General features: G+C 64.0%; 18 protein-coding genes and 2 pseudogenes. 14 read left to right on the forward strand and 6 right to left on the reverse strand.

The window, feature by feature from the left end; all coding sequences use genetic code 11:
- Positions 1–5 precede the first annotated feature (5 nt).
- Genes ACW9UR_RS17110 through ACW9UR_RS17120 form a run of 3 tightly spaced genes read right to left on the reverse strand, consistent with a single transcriptional unit; the run spans position 6 to position 4,199 of the window.
- Entirely contained in the window at positions 6–989 is a 984-nt protein-coding gene (locus ACW9UR_RS17110) for a glycosyltransferase family 2 protein (protein ID WP_458918263.1), read from the reverse strand.
- Positions 968–2,164 carry a glycosyltransferase gene (locus ACW9UR_RS17115; protein WP_458918264.1) on the reverse strand — a complete coding sequence of 399 codons (1,197 nt, stop codon included), beginning with the start codon at positions 2,162–2,164 and terminating at the stop codon, positions 968–970. The genes ACW9UR_RS17110 and ACW9UR_RS17115 overlap by 22 nt, the downstream gene beginning before the upstream one ends.
- A 4-nt stretch (positions 2,165–2,168) precedes the next feature.
- Positions 2,169–4,199 (reverse strand): HAD family hydrolase, encoded by a 2,031-nt coding sequence (locus tag ACW9UR_RS17120; protein ID WP_458918265.1) that lies wholly within the window; start codon positions 4,197–4,199, stop codon positions 2,169–2,171.
- Between the two features lie 116 nt (positions 4,200–4,315).
- Between ACW9UR_RS17120 and ACW9UR_RS17125 the strand changes: the two genes are divergently transcribed.
- From ACW9UR_RS17125 to ACW9UR_RS17185, 13 genes and pseudogenes are all read left to right on the forward strand, one after another.
- Positions 4,316–5,125 carry a sulfotransferase family protein gene (locus ACW9UR_RS17125; protein ID WP_458918266.1) on the forward strand — a complete coding sequence of 270 codons (810 nt, stop codon included), beginning with the start codon at positions 4,316–4,318 and terminating at the stop codon, positions 5,123–5,125.
- A gap of 101 nt (positions 5,126–5,226) precedes the next feature.
- Positions 5,227–5,949 carry a gluconate 2-dehydrogenase subunit 3 family protein gene (locus ACW9UR_RS17130; protein WP_458918267.1) on the forward strand — a complete coding sequence of 241 codons (723 nt, stop codon included), beginning with the start codon at positions 5,227–5,229 and terminating at the stop codon, positions 5,947–5,949.
- Positions 5,950–5,952: 3 nt separating this feature from the next.
- Positions 5,953–7,731 carry a GMC family oxidoreductase gene (locus tag ACW9UR_RS17135; protein WP_458918268.1) on the forward strand — a complete coding sequence of 593 codons (1,779 nt, stop codon included), beginning with the start codon at positions 5,953–5,955 and terminating at the stop codon, positions 7,729–7,731.
- Between the two features lie 12 nt (positions 7,732–7,743).
- Positions 7,744–8,568: a c-type cytochrome gene (locus tag ACW9UR_RS17140; protein WP_458918269.1), complete on the forward strand. Its 825-nt coding sequence runs from the start codon at positions 7,744–7,746 to the stop codon at positions 8,566–8,568.
- 15 nt (positions 8,569–8,583) lie between these two features.
- A complete protein-coding gene (locus tag ACW9UR_RS17145) occupies positions 8,584–9,066 on the forward strand; it encodes a c-type cytochrome (protein WP_458918285.1) in 483 nt (160 codons plus the stop codon).
- Complete coding sequence (gene coxB / locus ACW9UR_RS17150) at positions 9,063–9,995, forward strand: cytochrome c oxidase subunit II (RefSeq protein ID WP_458918270.1); 933 nt, start codon at positions 9,063–9,065, stop codon at positions 9,993–9,995. Before ACW9UR_RS17145 ends, coxB begins: the two co-directional genes overlap by 4 nt.
- Entirely contained in the window at positions 9,992–12,505 is a 2,514-nt protein-coding gene (ctaD, locus tag ACW9UR_RS17155) for a cytochrome c oxidase subunit I (RefSeq protein ID WP_458918271.1), read from the forward strand. Before coxB ends, ctaD begins: the two co-directional genes overlap by 4 nt.
- Positions 12,502–12,810, forward strand: coding sequence for a hypothetical protein (locus tag ACW9UR_RS17160; RefSeq protein WP_458918272.1), 309 nt, complete (start codon positions 12,502–12,504; stop codon positions 12,808–12,810). The genes ctaD and ACW9UR_RS17160 overlap by 4 nt, the downstream gene beginning before the upstream one ends.
- A 1-nt stretch (position 12,811) precedes the next feature.
- Entirely contained in the window at positions 12,812–13,513 is a 702-nt protein-coding gene (locus tag ACW9UR_RS17165; RefSeq protein WP_458918273.1) for a cytochrome c oxidase assembly protein, read from the forward strand.
- 98 nt (positions 13,514–13,611) lie between these two features.
- The gene (locus ACW9UR_RS17170; protein ID WP_458918274.1) at positions 13,612–13,917 is read left to right on the forward strand and encodes an aldehyde dehydrogenase family protein; all 306 of its coding nucleotides are present in this window, start codon (positions 13,612–13,614) and stop codon (positions 13,915–13,917) included.
- Positions 13,918–13,956: 39 nt separating this feature from the next.
- Positions 13,957–14,880 (forward strand): annotated as a pseudogene (locus ACW9UR_RS17175) (FAD-dependent oxidoreductase); the annotation flags it as partial.
- Between the two features lie 90 nt (positions 14,881–14,970).
- Complete coding sequence (locus tag ACW9UR_RS17180; RefSeq protein WP_458918286.1) at positions 14,971–15,342, forward strand: hypothetical protein; 372 nt, start codon at positions 14,971–14,973, stop codon at positions 15,340–15,342.
- A 126-nt stretch (positions 15,343–15,468) separates the two neighbouring features.
- Positions 15,469–17,178, forward strand: coding sequence for a PRC-barrel domain-containing protein (locus ACW9UR_RS17185; protein ID WP_458918275.1), 1,710 nt, complete (start codon positions 15,469–15,471; stop codon positions 17,176–17,178).
- Between the two features lie 125 nt (positions 17,179–17,303).
- On the opposite strand, the gene ligD is transcribed toward ACW9UR_RS17185, so the two are convergent.
- Positions 17,304–17,900, reverse strand: a complete 597-nt coding sequence (gene ligD, locus ACW9UR_RS17190) for a non-homologous end-joining DNA ligase LigD (protein ID WP_458918276.1) — start codon at positions 17,898–17,900, stop codon at positions 17,304–17,306.
- A gap of 118 nt (positions 17,901–18,018) precedes the next feature.
- Between ligD and ACW9UR_RS17195 the strand changes: the two are divergent.
- A pseudogene (locus tag ACW9UR_RS17195) lies at positions 18,019–19,172 on the forward strand (IS3 family transposase); the annotation flags it as partial.
- A 439-nt stretch (positions 19,173–19,611) separates the two neighbouring features.
- Here ACW9UR_RS17195 and ACW9UR_RS17200 read toward each other — a convergent pair.
- A complete protein-coding gene (locus ACW9UR_RS17200; RefSeq protein ID WP_458918277.1) occupies positions 19,612–20,262 on the reverse strand; it encodes a ThuA domain-containing protein in 651 nt (216 codons plus the stop codon).
- A gap of 2 nt (positions 20,263–20,264) precedes the next feature.
- Positions 20,265–21,359 carry a Gfo/Idh/MocA family protein gene (locus tag ACW9UR_RS17205; protein ID WP_458918278.1) on the reverse strand — a complete coding sequence of 365 codons (1,095 nt, stop codon included), beginning with the start codon at positions 21,357–21,359 and terminating at the stop codon, positions 20,265–20,267.
- Between the last annotated feature and the right edge of the window lie 150 nt (positions 21,360–21,509).

A 21,509-nucleotide genomic window follows, 5' to 3' on the forward strand; every position in this document is an offset into this window, starting at 1 on the left:
AGTGCCTACTCCGCCGCGATATTCAGGAGGCTCGATTGCGCTTCAGCCACCTCGGTCTCGCGGTCGCGGCTAGCGGCACGACCAGCATCGACACCTTGCAGCTTGTCGAGCACCCGCCGGGTGTTCGCATAGGGCATGTGCGGCTCCTGCCGACACAACTCGAAATCCGCAGCATCTGGTTCGCGCAAGATGCGCAGACCTTGCGGCGTCTTCTCGACCAGCCCCATCAGCTGGAAGCCGTAGAGCCAATGCTCCATGGTACGATGCCCCCACCGGCTGGCGAAATGTTCGGAGTTGCGGATCACCGAGGCAACCTGGTGAATCGGCGGCATGCAGTGCGAATGGTACTGGTGGTAAACGCGCGCCCCCCTTGTCCACCAGATCGCGATATCGCGGTCGTCGAGGACCCGGCCGAAATCGGTGTCTTCACCCCCATAGCCATAGTACCCCTCGTCGAAGCCGCCGGACCGCTCCCAGTCGTCCCGGTGCATCGCGAAATTCAGCGACCAGAAACAGCGGTAATCCTCGCACCGGCGCAGGCCGCTTTCGGGTGGCCCTTGGCGATCCGAATGACGCACGCCAATCTGGTCGAAGGCGTCGAAGTCGAGGCCGCCGGCCGTTGCGCCCTCGAACAGATACAGCACTTCGCCCATCACCAACCCGCATCCGGGCGTCGCCGCGGCGGCATAGTCGGATACCAGCGACGGGTTCGGGATACAGTCCACGTCGACGAAGACCAGAACCTCGCCGGCAGCGGCCTTAGCGACGCGATTGCGCGCGGCGGCCAGCGGCAATTCGCCCTCTACCTTGGGGACGAGGATCTGCCGTACCGGAAAGTCGGTTTCGGGCAGATCGTCATAGGCAGCGTCCTGCATCACGCCCACGATCAGTTCGACGGGCTTCTGCTGCTGCGCCTGGAAACCGCGGATCACGTTGCGCAAATGCTCGGCACGACCGGCGGCGATGGTCAAAGCGGAGACGTCGGGCATTTTTCCTTCCTTTCCATGTCGGCGGGGTCCTGCCCCGGTGTGATTTTGGTAAAACCAGCACGCCAAAGGCGCGTGGAAAGCATTTCGAGCCAGTCCGCAGCGACCTTGGCGGCGCCTGAAGTCACCAAATTGCGCTGACGGTTCGCATCGTGGGTGTCCAATATTCGGACAACCGCTTCACGCCACCGATGGGCCGAGGCAGGCAGCATCGACAGGTGCACGGCAACACCGGCGCGCTCAAGCGCACAGGCCTTCTCGACCTGCTCGTCGAAATAGCGCCATTCGGGCACCACCAGCCAGGGACGGCCCGCTGACAGAACCTGATGGCAGGTCGTGTTCCCGGTCGAGGACACCACCAGATCGGCCGCCGAGATCAGTTCGGCCGCATTGTCCACCCAGCCCCGGAACTCCAGGTTTGCAGGTGGCGTCGCGTGCCAGTCCCGTTGTGCCTTGCCGATCACGATCCATCGCATCTCCGGAAAGCTGCGCGCTGCCACTCCCAGCGGAGCTTCACTCCAGCCGTTGCCGCCGCCGCCCGAAATCACCAGCGCCATCCGCTGGTCAGGCTTCAGCCCCAGTGCAATCCGGGCGCTTTCACGGTCCGGCTGCGCGGTGTCGATACCAAGACCCGGCGCGAAGTGCATCCGGGCGCGCATGTCCGACCCCCACTCCGGCTGGGCCAACGCTTCGTGGAACGGAGCCAGCAGCCCGGCAGCGCCATCGTAGGCCGCCCGGTGTCCGGGATCGTTACGATCGCCGTGCTGCACGACCTTTACGTGCGGCACCGAGCAGATCCGGCAAAGCTGGGCCAGTTCCGCGCTGACGTCGCAGATCATCAACGCCGGGTCCGCCTGCGCGAACCAGCCTGTAATGGTGGCCATAGCGGCGCGGATGCCGGGCCAGCCCAACGGCGCACAGTGCAGCGTATCGGGCGTCTTTACCCAGTCCATTCCCCGCGCCGCATCCTCGGTTCTTTCAAAGAGCGAAGGGATCCGCGTGATCTCGACCCCGGGCCGCAGCGTCGGAAATATGTCGTCGCGCGCGCTGAAGATCCGCACTGGCCGGTCCTTGGGCAGGGCATTGACCAGCGCTGCACAACGCTCGGCGTGACCCCGCCCCTGATGGTGCACGAAATAGCCGAAGGGCCGCGGGAGAAAATCTGCATGATCCCGCATCGCTCTACTCCGCAGCCAGTGCGTGAGGCAGTGGTGCCGCCAGCCCGAACCTGGCAAGACCTTCAAGCACACCATCCGCGTAAGAAAAGCGACTGAGGAAAACTCCAGCCGCCGCCGCTACCTCGTCCGAGGCATTGGCCGGAACGATGGCGCGCGCGAAACTCTCCAGCATGTCCAGGTCGTTGCCACTGTCCCCCGCCACAACGCAGTCACCGTTGGTGAGCCCTCGCCGGTGCGCCTCGAACCGGATCGCCGCCGCCTTGCCAGCGGCCAGGGGAAGCACGTCGATCAGCTTGCCATGCGAATGCACGACCCGCGCGGGTAGCCCCCTAAGGGCCATATCGACTCTGCGCGCATCCGCAACGTCACCGAAGAAGCTCAACTTCCAACGGCGCTGGTCATGCGCAGGCTGCGGTGGCAAGGCCAGAGCCGCCAACTCGGCCTCGATCGCCGACCGGCACCAATCAGCATCGACCTCTGCGGCGTACTTGGGGCAGAGTTCGAGGCCCCCGGCCCCGGTCCACCGCCAGATCTCAGTCCCAACAGAAGTAATGAAGACCTCAGGCATCGGCAGCTTCCAGTCCGCCAGCACGCGCCGCGCCTCGACCACCGACCGGCCTGTGGCGACGGCAAAGCCGGTGTCTCCGTGCGCCTCACGCCAGTCGCGAAAACGATGGGCCGCACCGGTATCGCCGGTCAGCGTACCGTCGATATCGCTTACCAGGAGCGCCCGTGCTTTCGAGATAGCGGGCGCGGCACTCACCAGCCCCCGGCAGACTTCCTGCACCCGATCGGCCCAGCGGTCCCAGTCGTAGATCCGTCGCGCACGTTTCCCGGCGCGTTGCGCAAGCCGTGCCCGATTTGGATCCAGCAGTACCCTGCGGATGCCCAGAGCAATATCCGCCGGATCTGACGGATCGACGAGCGCGCCGCTTCCCAGAGCCTTAATGATATCTACCGGCCCGCCCTTGTTTGTGGCCACCAGCGGTACGTTCGCCTGAGCCGCCTCGATCAGGGTCAGGCCAAAGGGCTCGTGATGCGCGGGGTTGACGAACACCCCTCCCTCCGCAGCTAGGGCGTAGAGCGCGGCAACGTCATTAGACGAATGTCGGCGGGGCAACGCGACGCGGCCCCACAGGTCATGCCGATCCACTGCGTCGAACAGGTCGGCCAAAACGGCGTCCGGCTCGTCGCCTTGCCCCTGCAACCCGTTCCGCAAACCCGCGAGAACCACAAGGTTGGCCCGTTGCTGCAACACCGGATCAAGGGCATACGCCTCGACAAGCGAAACAAGGTTCTTTTTCCGGATCGGGCGCGCCACGGCCAGGATCACGGGCTTGTCGGCTTCACGCAGGAAGGGCGCGATCAAGCGTCGTGCGGGTGCGACACCGACCGTGCGGGGCACTGTCACCCCCGGGCTGACCCGATGCGTCCGGCCTTCGGCCGTCGCATCATAGGCGACGATCTGCCGCTCTGCCTCGTCGCGGGACGAGGCGATGATCGCCACCGCGCCGCGTATGGCGGCACGCTCCCGGTCTATCCGCCGCCTCAATGCTGGGTTCATTTCCCCGCCGGCGCTTAATTTGTCCAAAGCCAGGGAATGGCTGGAATAGACCCACGGAATCCCGAACGCCTCGTAAGCCGCACGGGCCAGTTCCGCCGCATCTGCGAAATGAGCGTGGATCACGTCGGGTCGCGCACCAGGTACTGTCAGCATCTCGAGGAATGCGCGTTGCAGGGCGGGAAGCTCGGCCTCGAGCGCTTCTTTGCTCAGGTAGTCGCGCCTCGTGGTGCGCAACCGGCGGATCACGCACTTGGTCGCGACAAGTTCTTCGCTGGCGGCGTGGCACGCCCCGAGACTTGCATCGTCAAATGCCCGTGTCACGATATCCACACGGCTCACATCGCCCCGCCGGGCCTGCGCCATGGCCGCGCCGAGTACATAGGCGATGTGCCCACCGGTATCTTCCGTCAGGCCATAGCAGACCGGCGGCGACTTCAGGCAGCCGCCCAGAGCGATGTGCATGACGCGCATGACACCCCCTTCAATTTCTGGATTTTCAGAGGAAGAACCCCACAGTCTGCACCTAAACCCCCCTCCCCCCTCTTTGGTTCCCCAAGGACGGGCGGCCAAGAAAAAGGAAAGCCTCCGTGACCGGCCATCGCTATGTTTTCGTGGGTGGTCTGCATCGCTCCGGCACCTCGCTTGTCGCGCGGCTGATCGGCAGCCTGCCGGGTGTTGCCTCGATCACCGGCGCGCCGGTGCCCGAGAACGAGGGTGCCTACCTGCAAGGTGCAATCCCTCATACAGCGCGGCATGGCGCGCCCATGTCGTTCGCTACCGACCCCACTCAGCACCTTGTCGAAGGCTGCGCCTACGATAGGTTTGAAACCCGCCAGCGGATCGAAGCCGACTGGGCCAAGTGGTTCGATCCGGCTGCACGTTGGCGGGTCGAGAAATCCCCCGTGAACCTGACCCGGATGCGTCTCTACCAGCAGCTGTTCCCACTGGCGCAGTTTGTCGTAGTTCTGCGGCACCCGCAGGCAGTTGCGGCAGCAGTGGCGAAATGGCTGAACACCCCGACGCCCGCCTTGATCGACCATTGGATCCAAGCACATGCCCGTGTCGCGGTCGATCTTACCTACCTCCACGCCGCGCTGGTTTTGCGATACGAGGACGTGGTCGCCGACCCGCACCGCGCACGCGATACGGTAGCGAAATATCTCGGTGTGGAATGCCCAGACCTCGCACCCGAACCCGTCCGAGACGGCAATCGAGAGTACGATCTGTCCGCGCGCCTTGATCCGGCCCAAAACGCCGAGTTGGCGCGCTGGGGATACGCTGGCGGAGGAGCTATCTTGCCGGCCCCGCTGGACGTCCGCCACCCGCTGCGATCGGTGCGCGAAAGCACGGCGGCGACCTGGGTGAACGCGATATCAAGCGCGGAAAACCTAAAATAATATTAGAATATCAGTAGCTTGACGAGCAACAGCAAGAAATTCGGGAACCCCTTCCGCCGCTGATCCGTTCGCCCTTCAAGGATATTGAGCGGGGGTTTTGGATGACCGAACAATTTTCCCGACGCGCCGTATTGCTGCAGATCGGCGCAGCAGGCCTGGCTGCCACCATACCGGGTGCGGCGCTTTCACAGAACCGCTACGTCGAACTCGACAGCCGATCCTGGTTTTTCCTGACCACGTCTGAAGCGCGCTTCCTGGCCGCCTTCTCCGACGTGCTAATCCCCGAAGACGAACACCCGTCGGCTAGCCAGACCGGAGTCGTGGATTTCATCGACCTGCAACTCGCGGGGTCATTCGGGCAAGGTGACGGACTCTACATGCGAGGGCCTTTCGAAAGAGGCACGCCGCAGCAGGGCTACCAGTCTCCCCTGACGCCTGCGCAGCTGATCCGGCAAGCGATTGCGGCTCTCGACGCACAAGAGACCCCGCTGGTGGACATGGACGAGGCGGGGCGCGAAGACCTCGTGACCCGGCTATCCGAAGGCGACATCGACCTGGGCGAACTGGACGCAAAGACCGTGTTCGGAGAACTGCACGCCCTGACCAACGAGGGCTATTTCGCGGACCCGGTCTATGGAGGGAACAAGGACTACGCAGGCTGGCGGATGGTCGGCTTCCCCGGCGCCCATGCCTACTACACCGATTTCATTGACAAGAACGTGCCCTACCCGGCGCCGCCCAAGGGCGTGGCACATATCCCCGGCACTGGCCGGTCGGGCAGCGTCTACACCGCCCGGCCGCGCCCCGCGAAACAGGAGGGCTGAGCCATGGTGCGCACGCTTCCCAAAACCGATGTGGTGATCGTCGGCGGCGGCTGGACCGGGCTGGCCGCAGCCATCGAGCTATGCAACGAAGGCCAACGCTGCGTGGTGCTGGAACGTGGCGGATACCGGCACGATGCATCCAGTTTCGCCGGACCCGAAGAGCACGACGAACTGCGCTATGCCCGCCGCAAGGGGCATATGATCGACACGCACACCAAGACGCTCAGCTTCCGGAACAACACCGATCAGACTGCGCTGCCCATGCGCCGGCTGGGCTCGTTCCTTCCGGGCAAGGGGCTGGGCGGCGCCGGCATCCACTGGAACGGACAAAGCTGGCGCCCGCTGCCCTCGGACCTTCAGATGCGCTCTCACTACACCGAGCGCTACGGCGAAGAGATCCTCGACGGTATGAACGTCCAGGACTGGGGTATGACCTACGAGGAACTTGAACCGCATCTGGACTTTTGGGAGAAAGTCGCCGGGATCGGCGGCGCAACGGGAAACCTGAACGGCGAGATTCAGGAGGGCGGAAACCCGTTCGAAGGGCCACGCTCCAATCCGTACCCGAACCCGCCGATGAAGCCTTCGCCGCCGCTTCAACTGTTCCGCGATGCAGTGGCAGACATGGGCTATCACCCGTTCCAGATGCCCTCGGCCAACATGACCGCCGAGTATGAGAACCCCTATGGCGCAAAGCTCCACGGCTGCACCTATTGCGGCTTCTGTGAAAGGTTCGGCTGCGGCTACTACGCCAAGGCGGACCCGATCATCTGCATCTACGACCGGGTGAAGAACCACGAAAATTTCACGCTGCGGCTTAACACGCACGTGCTCCGGGTCGAGAAATCCGGCGACGGCAAGACGGCCACCGGCGTCACCTACCTAGACGAGAATGGGCAGGAAGTGTTCCAGCCCTCCGATGTTGTGTGCATGAACGCCTACGCGCTGTGGAACGTCCACCTGATGCTGGTCAGCGGATTGGGCCAGCCCTATGACCCGGCGACCGGAGAGGGCGTCGTCGGTCGAAACTACGCCTACCAGACGATGGCCGGCGTTTCCGTCTTCTTCGATGACGAGGTCTGGTCGAACCCGTTCATGGGGGCCGGTGCGCTCGGCATGAGCATGGACGACTTCAACGGCGACAATTTCGATCATACCGGTCTGGGCTTTGTCGGCGGCGGGTACATCTCGGCGAACCAGACTAACGGTCGCCCGATCAACTACCAGCCGGTGCCCGAAGGCACACCCAAATGGGGCAGAGAATGGAAGAAGGCGGTGCGCGAGAACTACCTGCACCACGTGGGTATCGGTGTGCACGGCAGTTCAATTGCGATGCCGGGGAACTACCTTGACCTCGATCCCACCTACACCGACGCCTATGGCCAGCCGCTGTTGAGGATGACCTTCAACTTCCCCGAGAACGACCGGAGAATGGCGAAGTACGTCCTCGGTAAAACCGAGGAGATCGCCCGGAACATGGCGCATGTGAAGTCGATCTCGACCTCCAACAACGCCGAAGAGGGAAACGATTACTCCACCGTACCCTACCAGACGACGCACAACACAGGCGGCGCGGTGATCGGGAACGATCCGGCGACATCGGTCGTCAACCGGTACGGCCAGATGTGGGACCATCACAACGTGTTCGTCTTCGGCGCCTGTCTGTTCCCGCAGAACCTTGGCTATAACCCGACCGGTCCGCTGATGGGGCTGGCCTATTGGACGCTCGACCACATGAAGCGGGAGTACCTGAGCAACCCCCGCCCGCTGATGGACGCTTGATTGGAGGCCGTTATGGATCGTTTGAACCTGATTTTCGTCCTTGCGGTGCCTACCGTCTTCGGCGCCGGTTGGCTTGCACAGGCCCAGGACATGACCGAAGCCGAGGGAACCGCCGCACTGGAGGCCAGGCTCGAAGACGACGTCGTACGCTTCAACGCCACCGTCGGCGAGGTCGTAGACGACGACCTGCTGGAGCTTGGCCGGCTGGTCGCCATGGGCGGTGCGCAGAACGGCGGTGCCGACATGGCCTGTATTACCTGCCACGGGGTCGAGGGCGAAGGCGACGGCTCGGGGGCGTTCCCGCGGCTCGACGGACAGCCGGGCTGGTACCTCTACAAGCAGTTGATGGACTATGCGCAGGGGTCGCGCCCGAACCAGATCATGGCCGACATCGCCAAGCGCCTGACCGAGGCCGAGATGGAAGCGGTCGCCGCCTACTACGGCGCGATGGAGGTCGAGGCGCTCGACGTCAGCGGCGAGGTGGATGGCACCATGCTGCAATGGGGCGGGCAACTGGCCGCGGTTGGTTCGGCCGAGAAGGGAATTCCTGCCTGCGTGAACTGCCACGGCGCCAGCGGCACCGGCCTTGCACCGTCCGTTCCCTATCTCGCCGGGCAGTACGCCCGCTACATGGAACATCAGCTGATGCTCTGGCGTGACGGCGAGCGGGACAATGACGCGATGAACGTCATGGAAGCCATTGCCGTGAAGATGAACGAAGACGACATGCGCGCCGTGGCCGAATACTACGCCCGCGTGCAGCCCAAGCAGGGCGAGGATATCGAGGTGCGCAACGATACCGTCGCCGCGCCGGAGCTTCTGACGGATCAGGAGTAACTCCCGGTGGCGGTGATGCGCATCACGCTGGCCGCGTTGGGGCTGGCGGCCTCCGGCGCCGTGGGCTGGTGGTCGCTCGTCGTCCCCGGCGACAAGGATCCACTGGGGGATGCGGCGCGGGCGGCGACACAGGCGGTCGGCGACACTCTGGACGGCTGGCGCACGGGGGATGCAGCCGATTTCGCGGACGCTGCATTGAACATCCCCGGGGCCGATCCCGCCCGTGGGCGCGATCTGGTCCGGCAAACGGGATGCGGCAGTTGCCATGCAATTCCCGGTCTTCCCGGTGCCCGCGGAACCATCGGCCCGCCGCTGACCGGCCTGCGCGACCGCGCCTACCTTGCGGGCGTTCTACCCAACCGCCCGGGCGATCTGGTGTCCTGGCTGATGAACCCGCCACGTCATGCCCCTGAAACCGCCATGCCCGATCTTGGGCTGACCGAGGAAGAGGCCCGCGACATAGCGGCCTGGCTCTACACGCTCGACGGCACCGAATGAACTCCACGCTCGACATCTTCGGCTCACAGACGACCCTCGCGCAGGCCGGGCTCGAGGCCGACCGCACCTACACCCTCACCGTTGCGATGAGCGTCGCAGGTATCGCGCTGCTGGCGCTGGTCATGGCCCTCGTTGCGCTGGCGTGGCGGGCCCGCGGCGGCGCTCGGCACTGGTGGGTGATCGCCGGCGGGATCGTCCTGCCGTTGTCTACTCTGACCGGGCTGTTCGTCGCCTCGACCCTGACGCTCCGCGCCATCGCCGCGCCGCCGCCCGAGGATGCGCTGACGGTAGAGATCATCGGTCACCAGTACTGGTGGGAAATCGTCTACGACCCCGGCGGCCGCGCACTGCGCGATGCCAACGAATTGCACCTGCCCAAGGATCGCCCGGTCCGCGTGCTTCTGAATTCCGCCGACGTCATCCACAGCTTCTGGCTGCCCTCGATCGCCGGCAAGATGGACATGATCCCCGGCCGCACCAACGAGACCACACTCACAGCCCTCGAGACTGGCCGGTTCCGCGGCCAATGCGCCGAGTTCTGTGGCCTCTCGCATCCGTTGATGGCCTTCGAAGCGGTCGTGCTGCCCCAGGCAGAGTTCGCTGGCTTCCTGGACAAACTCGAGGACGAGGCCCGCGATGCCGTCACCCCGCAGGAACGGCAGGGGCGCGACGTGTTTCTGAACACTGGGTGCCCCGCCTGCCACGAAGTCCGGGGCGTTGCCGAAGGGGGGCGCCTTGGCCCGGACCTCAGCCGCGTGGGCGCGCGCGAGGCATTGGGCGCGGGCATGTGGCACCTGAACCGAGGCACGCTAGCCGGCTGGATAGCCGATCCGCAAGCCATGAAACCCGGCGCGGAAATGCCCGCCTACAACCATCTTTCCGGACCGGACCTGCGCGCCGTCGCCGCCTGGCTGGAGAGCCTCGAATGACCCATGCCGACCCGCTCACCGTTGAGCCGCGCAAAGAGGGCGCCCATGCGCCAAGCTTCGAAGAAGTCTGGGCCACCCCGACAGGCATCCGCGTGCTGTCCTCGGTCAGCCACCGTGTAGTCGGTCGCCGGTTCATCTACACCGGTTTCGTCTTCTTCCTGATCGCGGGCTTCCTGGCGCTGCTGGTCCGCACCCAGTTGATCGTACCGGGCAACACTTTCCTAGATGCGCAGACCTACAACCAGGTTTTCACCATGCACGGCACGGTGATGATGTTCCTGTTCGCAATTCCCATCCTCGAAGGGTTCGCAGTCTACCTGATCCCGCTGATGCTGGGGGCGCGGGACCTGGTTTTTCCGAGGCTCGGGCAGTTCGGCTACTACTGCTACCTGTTCGGCGGCATCATCGTCCTTGCATCGTTCCTGTTCGACGCGGCGCCCGATGGCGGCTGGTTCATGTACGTCCCGCTCACCACGAACGAATACACTCCGGGCCTTTCCGCGGATTTCTGGCTGATCGGAATAACCTTCGCCGAGATCGCCTCGGTCACGGCGGCGGTCGAACTGATCGTCACCATCCTGTGCACGCGCGCGCCGGGGATGAGCCTGACGAAGATGCCGATCTTCGGCTGGTACATCCTGATTACGGCCTTCATGATCGCCATCGGTTTTCCGCCGCTGATCATCGGGTCGATCCTACTCGAGGTGAACCGGCTAGCCGGCCTTCCGTTCTTCGACCCGGCGCTGGGGGGCGACCCGCTGCTCTGGCAGCACCTGTTCTGGCTGTTCGGCCATCCAGAAGTCTACATCATCTTCCTGCCCGCCGCGGGGATGGTGGCCACGATGCTGCCCACCTTCGTGGGCAAACCGCTGTTCGGCTACGGCTTCGCGGTGGCGGCGGTTGTGTCGATGGGCTTCATCAGCTTCGGGCTATGGGCGCACCACATGTTCGCGACCGGGCTGCCGGCAATGACGTTAAGCCTGTTCTCGGCGGCCTCCACCATGGTCGCGGTGCCGACCGGGGTGCAGATCTTCTGCTTCATCGCCACCCTTGCGCAAGGCAGAACCCGCCTCACCGTGCCGATGCTGTTCATCCTCGGCTTCCTGTTCATCTTCGTCCTCGGCGGGCTAACCGGCGTGATGCTGGCCTCAGTCCCGTTCAACTGGCAGGCCCACGACAGCTATTTCGTGGTGGCGCACCTTCACTACGTGCTGATCGGCGGCATGGTCTTTCCGCTTTTCGGGGCATTCTACTATTGGGCGCCGCACCTCACGGGGCGGATAATGTCGGAACGCATCGGCAAATGGGTCTTCTGGCTGATGTTCATCGGCTTCAACATGACCTTCCTGCTGATGCACGTGACCGGCCTCCGCGGCATGCCGCGCCGCATTGCCACCTATCCCGAGGGCATCGGCTGGGACCGGCTGAACCTGCTCAGCTCGCTAGGCTCCTATGTGCTGGCTGCGGGCATCCTGCTGTTCGTCTGGGACTTGATTGCGCACCGGCGCACCGGGCGCAAAGCCGAACGCAATCCGTGGGGCGCCGCGACGCTTGAATGGCTCTATCCGCCCGTGGCGCCGGGGTTCAATTTCCACGCCATCCCGCGTGTCGAGAGCCGGGAGCCCCTCTGGGATCAGCCCGATTTGATGGATCAGGCCGCACATGAGGTCGAAGGCCACCTGCGCGGCGCACCCCATGGCCGGCGCGAGACGATCGGCGTTGATCCAGTAACCGGCGATCCGCTTTATATCGTCCGCCTTCCGCACCCCACATGGGTCCCGATGCTGGCCGCGCTGTCGCTTGCACTGATGTTCGCGGCAACTCTCGCCTCAACCTACTGGCTGTGCGCTGTCGGCGCGGTGCTGACGCTGGTCTGTTTCGCGCTTTGGGCGTGGGAACCATCCGAGAGCCACCTGACACATACCTCGGCCGAGGGGATCGACCTGCCGGTGAACCTTGTTGACCGTCGTGGGCACAGTCATGTTGCGGCGGTAGGCACTCTGCTGGTTATCTTCTCGCTCTTCGCCTCGGTACTGTTCGCTATCCTGTATCTGTGGAACGTGCATCCCGACATGGCCGAGGCGACACTGGCCCCGCTATCCGGTTGGATGGCGATCGCCGCCGCCGCCGGCCTGCTGTGCGCGGCCTCCGGCGCGCTCGGGCGGCGGGCGATGCTGGCCGACCGGATTGCAACCGGCGCGGCCTGGAACTTGGCCACGCTTGTTCTTTCCACACTGGCCATCGCATCACTGGGTGCCGCGCTGCGGCCGGTCGATCCTTGGGCGTCCGCGCTGGGTGCCGTGGAATGGACACTCGCCGGTTTTGTGGCGCTCAACCTCGGCATCGTCGCGCTATGGGCGCTGTTCAACGCCGTGCGCAAGGCCGCGGGAAAGGTTCGCGCCGGGCATGCCATGCCAGATTTCACCCTCGCGACATTCGCCAAGGGGAGCGGGGCGATGACCCTCATCGCTGCCATTGCTCTGCTGATGCTCGGACGGGGATTGTCATGACCCTTCACCACCAGATCCGCGCAATCGCGCGCCCTGCCACGCTGTGGGCACTGCATTTCATCGCCATCTATGCCCTCGTGTCCGCCGCCTGCGCCCCGCGCGGGCTACTGGATATCGCGCAGGTCCACCTATGGGCCGGTGTACTGACAGGTGTGGCCTTGGGCATAACGATCTGGCCCACAGTCCGTCCGCCGCGCGGTGCACCCGAACTACGGGCGGCGGCATTCTGGGCCGGGCTGATCTTTTCGGCTGCAATCTTGTTCGATGCCGCCTTCCTTTACCTGTTCGACAGTTGCGGAGGCTGAGATGGACTACGTCCCCTTCTGTGGCCCTCCCCCGGTGCCTGCGGAAATCTGGTCCCGCTGGACCCTCGATCCGTTGCTGCTGGGCGGCCTGGCCCTTGCACTGGGGCTGGGATTATGGATGGCATCCGACCGAAAACGCTTCGGTGTCGCCTGGGTGCTGGTAGCGCTGGCTTTCACCTCCCCGCTGTGCGCCGCATCGATGGCCTTGTTCTCGGCGCGGATCGCCCAGCATCTCGTGCTGACCCTGATCGCGGCTCCGGTTCTGGCCGCTGCGCTGCGGCCCTGGCGCTTACCCCCGGTGGCCACGGCCGTCTGCTTTTCCGCGCTGTTCTGGTTTTGGCACCTGCCTGCCCCTTATGCCGCGACCCTGCAATCTGATGGAGCATACTGGGCAATGCACCTGAGCGTGCTTGGAGCTGCGACTGTGCTCTGGTCGGCCCTTGGGCACGCCACAAAGTTCCGCCCATTCGCTGGAATGCTGGCGCTTGCGCTAACCGCCGCGCAAATGACGGCTCTTGCTGTGGCGCTGACATTCTCCGCCCGAATCTGGCACGCCTGGCACCTGGCGACAGCCCCGACATGGGGACTGGACGCGGCGCAGGACCAGGTGCTGTCTGGGGCTCTCATGTGGGTCGCAGGCGGCGGCCTGTTCGTCGTGGTTGCGGCAGTGAACACCTCCCGGTTTCTGAGGACACCAGCGTAAAGACTGATCCTCGCCGGATCGTGACCGGGGCTGCTGGAAACGTCGCGCGCCTCCCGCGTTTCCACGATCACAGAAGAAGCACTTAAGGAGGCATTCCCATGGCTGAGGCAATTCGTACGGTGAACCCCGTCGACGAGAGCTCCCTCGAGACCAACACCTCGGTGAGCGAGCAGGAGGCCATGGCAGCAATTGAGGATTGGCATTCCGCGCTCACGAAGGATGAGAAAAAGGCCCGTGAACTCGCGATCCTTCACTTCGACACCAGCATGGTGTCGGTGAGCGGCCATAATATCGCGACCCTCAATATGCCGTTCGGAGGCGTCAAGGACTCCGGCTATGGCCGCGAACACGGTGGCTTCGGCATGAAGGAGTTCGTCGCCACCAAGCCCGTCTATCTTGGCTGACACAAGGAGGACGGAGTTGTGACCCACCACGATACCGATGTGGCGATCATTGGGGCCGGCACAGCCGGCCTCGCTGCCGAACGCAGCGCCCGGCGTGCCGGTGCACGCACGTTGCTGATAGACGAAGCATTCCGGGGAACGCTCTGCGCCGCTACCGGCTGCATGCCATCTAAGCTTCTCATTGCCGCGGCCAGCGCCGCATATAGGACAAGGATCGCCGGTGTCTTCGGGATCAGAACCGGCGACGTCACCGTCGACGGCCCCGCCGTCATGAACCGCCTTAGATAGGAACGGGACAAGTTCGTCGCGTCGACGCGCGAAGGCTTTGACGATCTACCCGATGGCACTTGCATCAAGGCAAAGGCCCGGTTCACCGCGCAGACCCGGCTTGCACTCGACAATGGCGACACGATCAGCGCCGGAGCAGTCGTGATCGCGACCGGCTCCGAGACGGTGATACCGGCACCCTTCGCCGGTCTTGGCGATCTGGCGCTGACCAACGAAACCGTCTTCGAATTGAAGGATCTGCCGCGCTCGCTTGCCGTCATAGGCGGGGGGGCGATCGGACTTGAATTGGCTCAGGCCATGGCGCGCTTGGGCGTGGAAACAGAGCTTTTCGACCACGACCGCGAAATCGGAAACGCACATAGCCCGGATGTCCGGCAATCGCTTCGCCGGGTTCTGGAAAAGGAATTCCCGATTCATCTTGGAGTCAAGGTCTCGGCCGAACCGGACCAGGAACAGGTCCGGGTGTCGTGGTCCGGCGATTCAGCGGGAAGCCGGCGCTTCGATCGCATCCTGTTGGCGACCGGGCGTATTCCCCGGATAGGGGGACTGGCTCTCGAGAACGCGGGCCTGCAGCTGGACGAAAATCGACTACCCACGTTCGACACGGACACAATGCAGTGCGGCGACGCGCCCATATTTCTTGCGGGCGACGCGAACGCGGACCGGCCGGTCCTGCACGAGGCCTCCAACGAGGGTAGCGTCGCCGGCCGAAACGCTGTCGCCTACCCGGCGACGGACGCAGCGACGCGAACGCCATCCTTCACACTGACCTTTACCGACCCGCCGCTTGCGGTGCTCGGTGCAGCGCCGGATGAAAGCATAGTGTCAGGCTGTGCATCCTACGAGGACCAGGGGCGTGCGAAGGTGGAGGCAATGGCCAGCGGGCTGGTCCGCATCCACGCGCAGCGGGACGGTCGCCTGATAGGTGCGGAGCTGTTCTGCCCGGGCGCCGACCACATGGCCCACCTGCTAGCCTACGCGATCCAGCGGGGCGATACCGCAAGCGATGTTCTCGGTCTTCCCTTCTATCATCCAACTCTGGAAGAAGGCCTGAAAGCGGCGCTGCGCGAGATATGCGCGCAGACCCCAACGGAAGTGCCCACCGACCGGGATTCCGGGGATGCGCCCGGCACCTGATGGCATACTGGTGATCGCGGTTGCGAGAACCAGGTCCGATTTTGCAGGAACATTCTGCGCTCCCCCTCGTTCGAAGAGTGCACGTGCAATCACGAAACATTCAATCTCTGGGGGAGATCGCACGACATGACCCATCGTACAACAAAAGCCCTTATGCTGAGCGCCACCGCTCTTTGGCTGCCGCTCGCAGGGGCCGTCCATGCACAGGAAACCGAAGCGAATTGCGACGACCTGCGCGAAATGGTCCAGGCCGCTGAAGGCGCTGAACTTGCGGAACCGTTTCGCGACGCAAACGAAGTAGCCGAGGCCGGCGAGACCGAACAGTGCGTCGTCTACATCGAAGAAATCATGCAGGCCGGTGGCATCACCACGGCTGAAATTCAGTCCAACCAGCAGGAAAACGAGCAAGCCAGCGAGTCGGACCGCACCTCGGATACCGACACCGAGATGGTCCGCGAGACCGAAACCTTCCGTGAAAGCGAGGAGGTTACCGAAACCGTCGAGATCCAAAAGCAGGCCGTCGTGGATGGCGAGGTCGTGGTCCAGGTCCCAAACCCCGAGGTCCAGGTCGACCAGCCCGGCGCCGAGGTCAACATCCGCGAGAGCCAGGCCCGCGTGGACATCGAGCAGCAGTCCGCTGAAATCCTCGTTCGCCAACCGCAGGCGAACATTTCGGTGAACATGCCGCAACCGACGATCACGATCGAACAGCCCGCCCCCGAGATCATCATCACGATGCCCGAACCCGGCGTGAGTGTCGCCAAATCGGAACCCAAGGTCGAGGTCGTCCAGGCCGATCCGAAGGTCTCGGTCACGCAGGGTGATCCGAACATGGACGTACAGGTCGAAGCGCGCCTCGTCGATCCGGGCGAAGCCGAGGGCGAGGTTGCGACCCGCACCGAACGCACGAACTCCGCTGGCGAGACAGTCGAGACCGCCGAGCCCGAGGTTGCGCTCAACAAGTCCGAGCCCCAGGTGACCATCGAGCGCCCCGCCGGCGAGCCCGAGTACACGTTCAACCGCGCTGAGCCAAGCATCCGCTACGAGCCGAGCGAGCCGAACATCCAGTTCGCCATGTACGGCGAACCAACCGTCGAGATCACCCAGGTGGGCGAGCCGAAGGTAACCATTCGCGGATCCGAGGACGAGGGCGCTCAGAACGACCGCGCCGATGCCGGCCAGACGGCCACTGGGGAAGCGAACGGCGAAAAGCAACTGGCGGACGGCGCGCAAACCGAAGCGCGCGGCTCGCAGGAGGTCGCCGAGAATGAGCAGCCCGAACCGCAGCAGGACGTAGCCCAGGGTAAACAGCCTGTCGCGCAGGATCAGCAGGCCGCCGGCGCGGCGTCGCTTCAGCCGGTAGAGGATCGGGCCGAAACCGAAACTGCGAATGTCGCGAACCAGCCCGCTGAGGGCGAGCAGGCACAGGCCGACACCGCGCGGGAGGAACCCGCCGAGACCCAGCTAGCTGAAAGCGAGCAGGACATGAGCGAGCCGGTCGATACCGTCGCCAATACGCAAGAGACAATGTCGGTGGTCGTCAACGAGCTGGAAGGGGCTGATGTCATTACGGCCAACGGCGAAGAAATGGGCGATGTCGACCGTGTCGTTGCGCTCGACGGGATCACCTACATCGTGGTCGAACACGGGGGCTTTCTGGGACTTGGCGACAGCGAAGTCGCACTTGAGGCCGAGCGGGTTGCGTTCACGGGCGAGGACGTGATCCTGCAGGACATTACGGATCAAGAACTCGAAAATATGCCCGAGTTCGACGTGTCGAATGAACAGCGCGTCGCATCGGATCGCACGCTCGAACTGCCGCGCCTCAGGCAGTAAGTCTCCCTGACGGCTGTGCCGACTGCCCCGCCGGTTTCCGGCGGGGCTTTTTGTGCTGGTGAACGGGACAAGTCAGGTCACCGAACCGAACCCGATCCCGCCCATAGGCTAACTTGTCCTTGAGGCTATTCTTCCCCAAACGGTCCTAGGAGCTCGTCAAGCGCCGAGAACGCTCGTTTTCTCAGACTTCGCAAATTAAGATCCACATGAGGACTGGTCGCAAGCTCTTCTCCTGCGGCTACCCGCATGTCGAATGAATTTGCGCTGTCTAGAGTTGCCAGATCGCCCCAAGCGACCGGCACTGCTACAGGTGCGCCCGGACGTGCACGGACCGAACAAGGCGCAACTGCCGTAGCCCCGCGCTCGTTCCGCAGGTAGTCGATGAAGATCCGGCCCATCCGGCGCTCTTTCGACATGGAGGCGACGAACCGCTCCGGCTCGCGCGCGGCCATCGCATGCGCAACCGCCTTCGCGAAACCTTTCAACGCGTCCCATTCGACCGTTCGGCGCAGCGGTGTGACCAGATGAACGCCCTTTCCACCGGTAACCATTGGTCGAGTTTCGATCCCGATCTCATCGAGAAATGCACCAAGATCCCGCGCAGCTTCCCGAACATCTGCAAACGCCAGTGTCTCATTGGGATCCAGGTCGAATACCAGCCGGTCAGGGCGATCCAGCTTGTCGACATGGGCTGGCCATACGTGAAACTCGACGGCACCCATCTGAGTTGCTGCAATGAAACCCTCCGGGCTTTAATCACAAGGTAGTCGGCGGACTTGCCGTATCTCATCGGCCTGCCCACTGAAAAGTGCTCCTCCCCAAGGTCGGCTTTCGAGCCGGATTGAGGATCAAGGAACGGCCCGGAAGAAGCATAAGCCCGAGGAGATTGTCGCGAAGCTGCGGCAGGTTGATGTGTTGGTGTCGCAAGGCCGGTCTGTGGCGGAGACGATGCGCGCGGTCGGCGTGACGCAGTTCACCTACTATCGGTGGCGCAAGCTGTATGGTGGCCTGAAGACCAACCAGGTGAAGCGTCTGAAGGCGCTTGAGAAAGAGAACTAGCGGCTTCGGAAAGCCGTATCGGACCCCACGCTCGAGACGCTGATCCTGAAGGGCGCCGCGTTGGGGAACGGCTGAGCCCCGCCCGCCGCCCTCGGCGCGTCGATCATGTCAGGCAGAAGTTTGGGGCCTCCGAATGGCTTGCCTGTCGGGGGGCTCGGCCAACATCGCGCGACCCGCGGGAGGTGCCGCGTGGACGTCCCGACGAGGGCGCGCTCACCGCAAACATCACCGCGGACATCATCGCGCTCGCTTCGCAGTATGGCCGCTACGGCACTCGGCATATCATGGCCCTGCTGCGTGATGCAGGCTGGATCGCAAACGCGAAGCGGGTCGAGAGGATCCGGCGGCGGGAGGGGCTGAAGGTTCCGCAGAAGCAACCGAAGAGGGGCCGCCTCTGGTGAAACGACGGATCGTTCGTCCGTCTGCGACCGGAGCGACCTGACCATGTATGGTCCTAAGACTTCGTCGAGAGCCGGACCCATGACGGAAGGAGGGGCCGCCCGATCAACCTGATCGACGAGTTCACCCGGGAGTGCCTGGCGATCCGCATTGATCGGCGGTTGAAATCCACGGACGTGATCGACGTGCTGTCGGATCAGTTCATCCCGCGGGGTACCCCAGACCGCATCAGGTCCGACAACGGCCCGAAGTTCGTGGTCACGGCCTTGAGAGAACGGGTCGCCGCGGTCGGCGCCAAGACGGCCTGTATCGAGCCGGACAGGCCTTGGCAGAACGGCTACCGCCAGAGCTTCAATGCGAAGCGCAGGTATGAGCTGCCTAACGGCGAGATCTCTTACAGCCTGGCCGAGGCACGGACCGTCATCGAGGACTGGCGCAAGCAAGACAACACGAAGCGCCCGCAGTCATCCCTGGGCTATCGGCCGCCAACTCCCGAGGTCGCGCAATGGCCAGATCCGCCATCCGGAGCCGCTTCGCCGGCCACACACAGCGAACGGAAGCTTTCCCGATTGACTGGCCCGATAGAGGAGCAACCAGAATATTCGGTTAGGAAGGGCCGCTTTGTCGGTTTCCCAAGATCCTCCCTAAACTGGCAGCCGTTTAGACCGGATACTCAGGCATAGCCATGGAAGCTTAGGCATATGCCCGAGCACGTACTTGTGGCCAAGATAGAGATCATCACCGGTGGCGACCGTCGGCACCGCTGCTCTGCCACCGGATAGCTACTGTCGCGTCGCCCTAGCGATGATCGGAGCACACATGGCCGCCAAGTAAAGCAATTAAAAACACTCCACCCAATAAATTGGCAAGCGCGCTGCATAGAAAACTATAATTTTCTAAACTTAATAATAATTATAATGAGTATATGTAACGATATCTAAACAGGCCCACAGGTAAACGCGAAAATACCGCAAGCTATCCTCTCGTCGCCCAGAGCGCGCCGCGTTCGAAGATGGTCGCCATCTCGGGCACGTCGAACTCGGCCGCCACATGGCCCAGTGTGCTGTGGAACACGCGCCCTGCCCCGAACATCCGGGTCCAGACCACGGGCATTACGACGCCGTCGATCTCGGGGAATCGCGATCCGTCGAACGTGGTTGTCGCCAGCACGGTCAACGACGGGTCTACGTGCATGTAGTACTGCTCGGACCTATAGGGGAAGTCGCGCAGGCCCGCGGTGATCGGATGCGTATCATCGGTGATGTTCACCGTGTAGTCGATGATGTCGCCGGGATGCGCCACCCACTGGCCGCCGGTCATGAACTGGTAGGCAGGCTCGTTGCGGAACGTGTCGCACATCAGCCCGTGGAAGCCGGCAAGGCCGGTGCCCGCCCGGATCGTCGCTATCAGGTTCGACAGTTCGTCCTTCTCGATCGTGGACATGGTGATCGCCGGGATGATCAGGTCATAGCGCCCCAGCTCCGGATCGGCGAAGGCGCTGGTCGAGGCCTCGACGGTGACCTCGAACCCGTGCCCGCGCAGGATGCGGGCGACCACCTGAGCGCTTTCGGCTGGGGTGTGCCCCTCCCAGCCGCCGTGGACGATGAGGGCTTTGCGTTCGGTCATGGTCATTCCTGTTCGAGGGTTGCGGAGGCCATCGGCTGCGGACGCTCCGGACGCGAATGCAGGTCAACGGCGGCGCCGGTGCGGCAGGCGGTAGAGATGGCCTCCATGATCTCGAGGACGTGGAAGGCAAGCGCCCCGCTGGCGCGCGGCTGCCGTCCCCCGGCCAGCGCGTTCGCCATATCGGCGAGGCCCAGCCCCCGGTAATTGCCGTCGCCATAACAGTGGGTCTGGTCCAGGTCACTCCACTCCCTGTCCACGCTTGCAAGGCGGATCGGACCGTCGAACCGGTTCGGATCGCTGACGGACAGGCTGCCCTCGGTCCCGTAGATCTCGATATGACCGTTGCTGTGGGCCTTCACATCGAAGCTCATGACCATCGAGACGATGGCGCCTTGGGCGAACTCGAGCACCGCCGCGACATGGCTGTCGATCTCGACCGGGAACGAGGTTCCGGCCTTCGGCCCGGTCCCGATCGTGCGCGAGGCGAAGCCCTTGCCGCCGATGCCGACGACGCGGGCCACCGGGCCCAGCATGTTCACCAGCGCCGTCAGGTAGTAAGGCCCCATGTCGTAAAGCGGGCCGCCGCCGGGTTGGTAGTAGAACTCCGGGTTGTGGTGCCAGCGCTCGTGGCCGGGCACCATCATGACCGCCATGCCGGACAGGGGCCGCCCGATCCGCCCGGCATCGATGGCAGCGCGGGCGGTCTGGTGCGCCCCACCGAGGAACGTGTCCGGCGCGGACCCGACGGTCAGCGCCTTCTGCTCGGCAAGCGCAAGGATCTCGCGCCCTTCGATAACGTCCAGCGCCAGTGGCTTTTCGCCATAGACATGCTTGCCCGCCGAAAGCGCCGCGCAGGCAATGGCCTTGTGATGCGCGGGCGTGGTCAGGTTGAGCACGATGTCGATGCCGTCGTCCGCCAGAAGCGCCTCGGGCGTCAGGGCGACGATACCGTGCGCGGCCGCTTTCGCCTTTGCCGCCTCGGGGCGGATATCGGCGCAGGCGACCAGGTGCAGTGCCCCGAAAGCCGGGATATTCGCCATGTAGATTTCCGAGATGTGGCCGCAGCCCATGATCCCGACGCCAAATGTCCCGCTCATTGTCCCGTCTTTCCTCCGTCGTGCGGCCACCTCTTCTTGGGAGGCAGGCCTTACGTATGCGTTACGGCATACTCTGCTGGACCAAAGATTCCCCGTAAGGCGGGCGAATACAAATGCCGCTTGCGCGCCGCCCGACCTAGCGGGCGGCGC

It is taken from the genome of Halovulum sp. GXIMD14794, assembly GCF_054457455.1.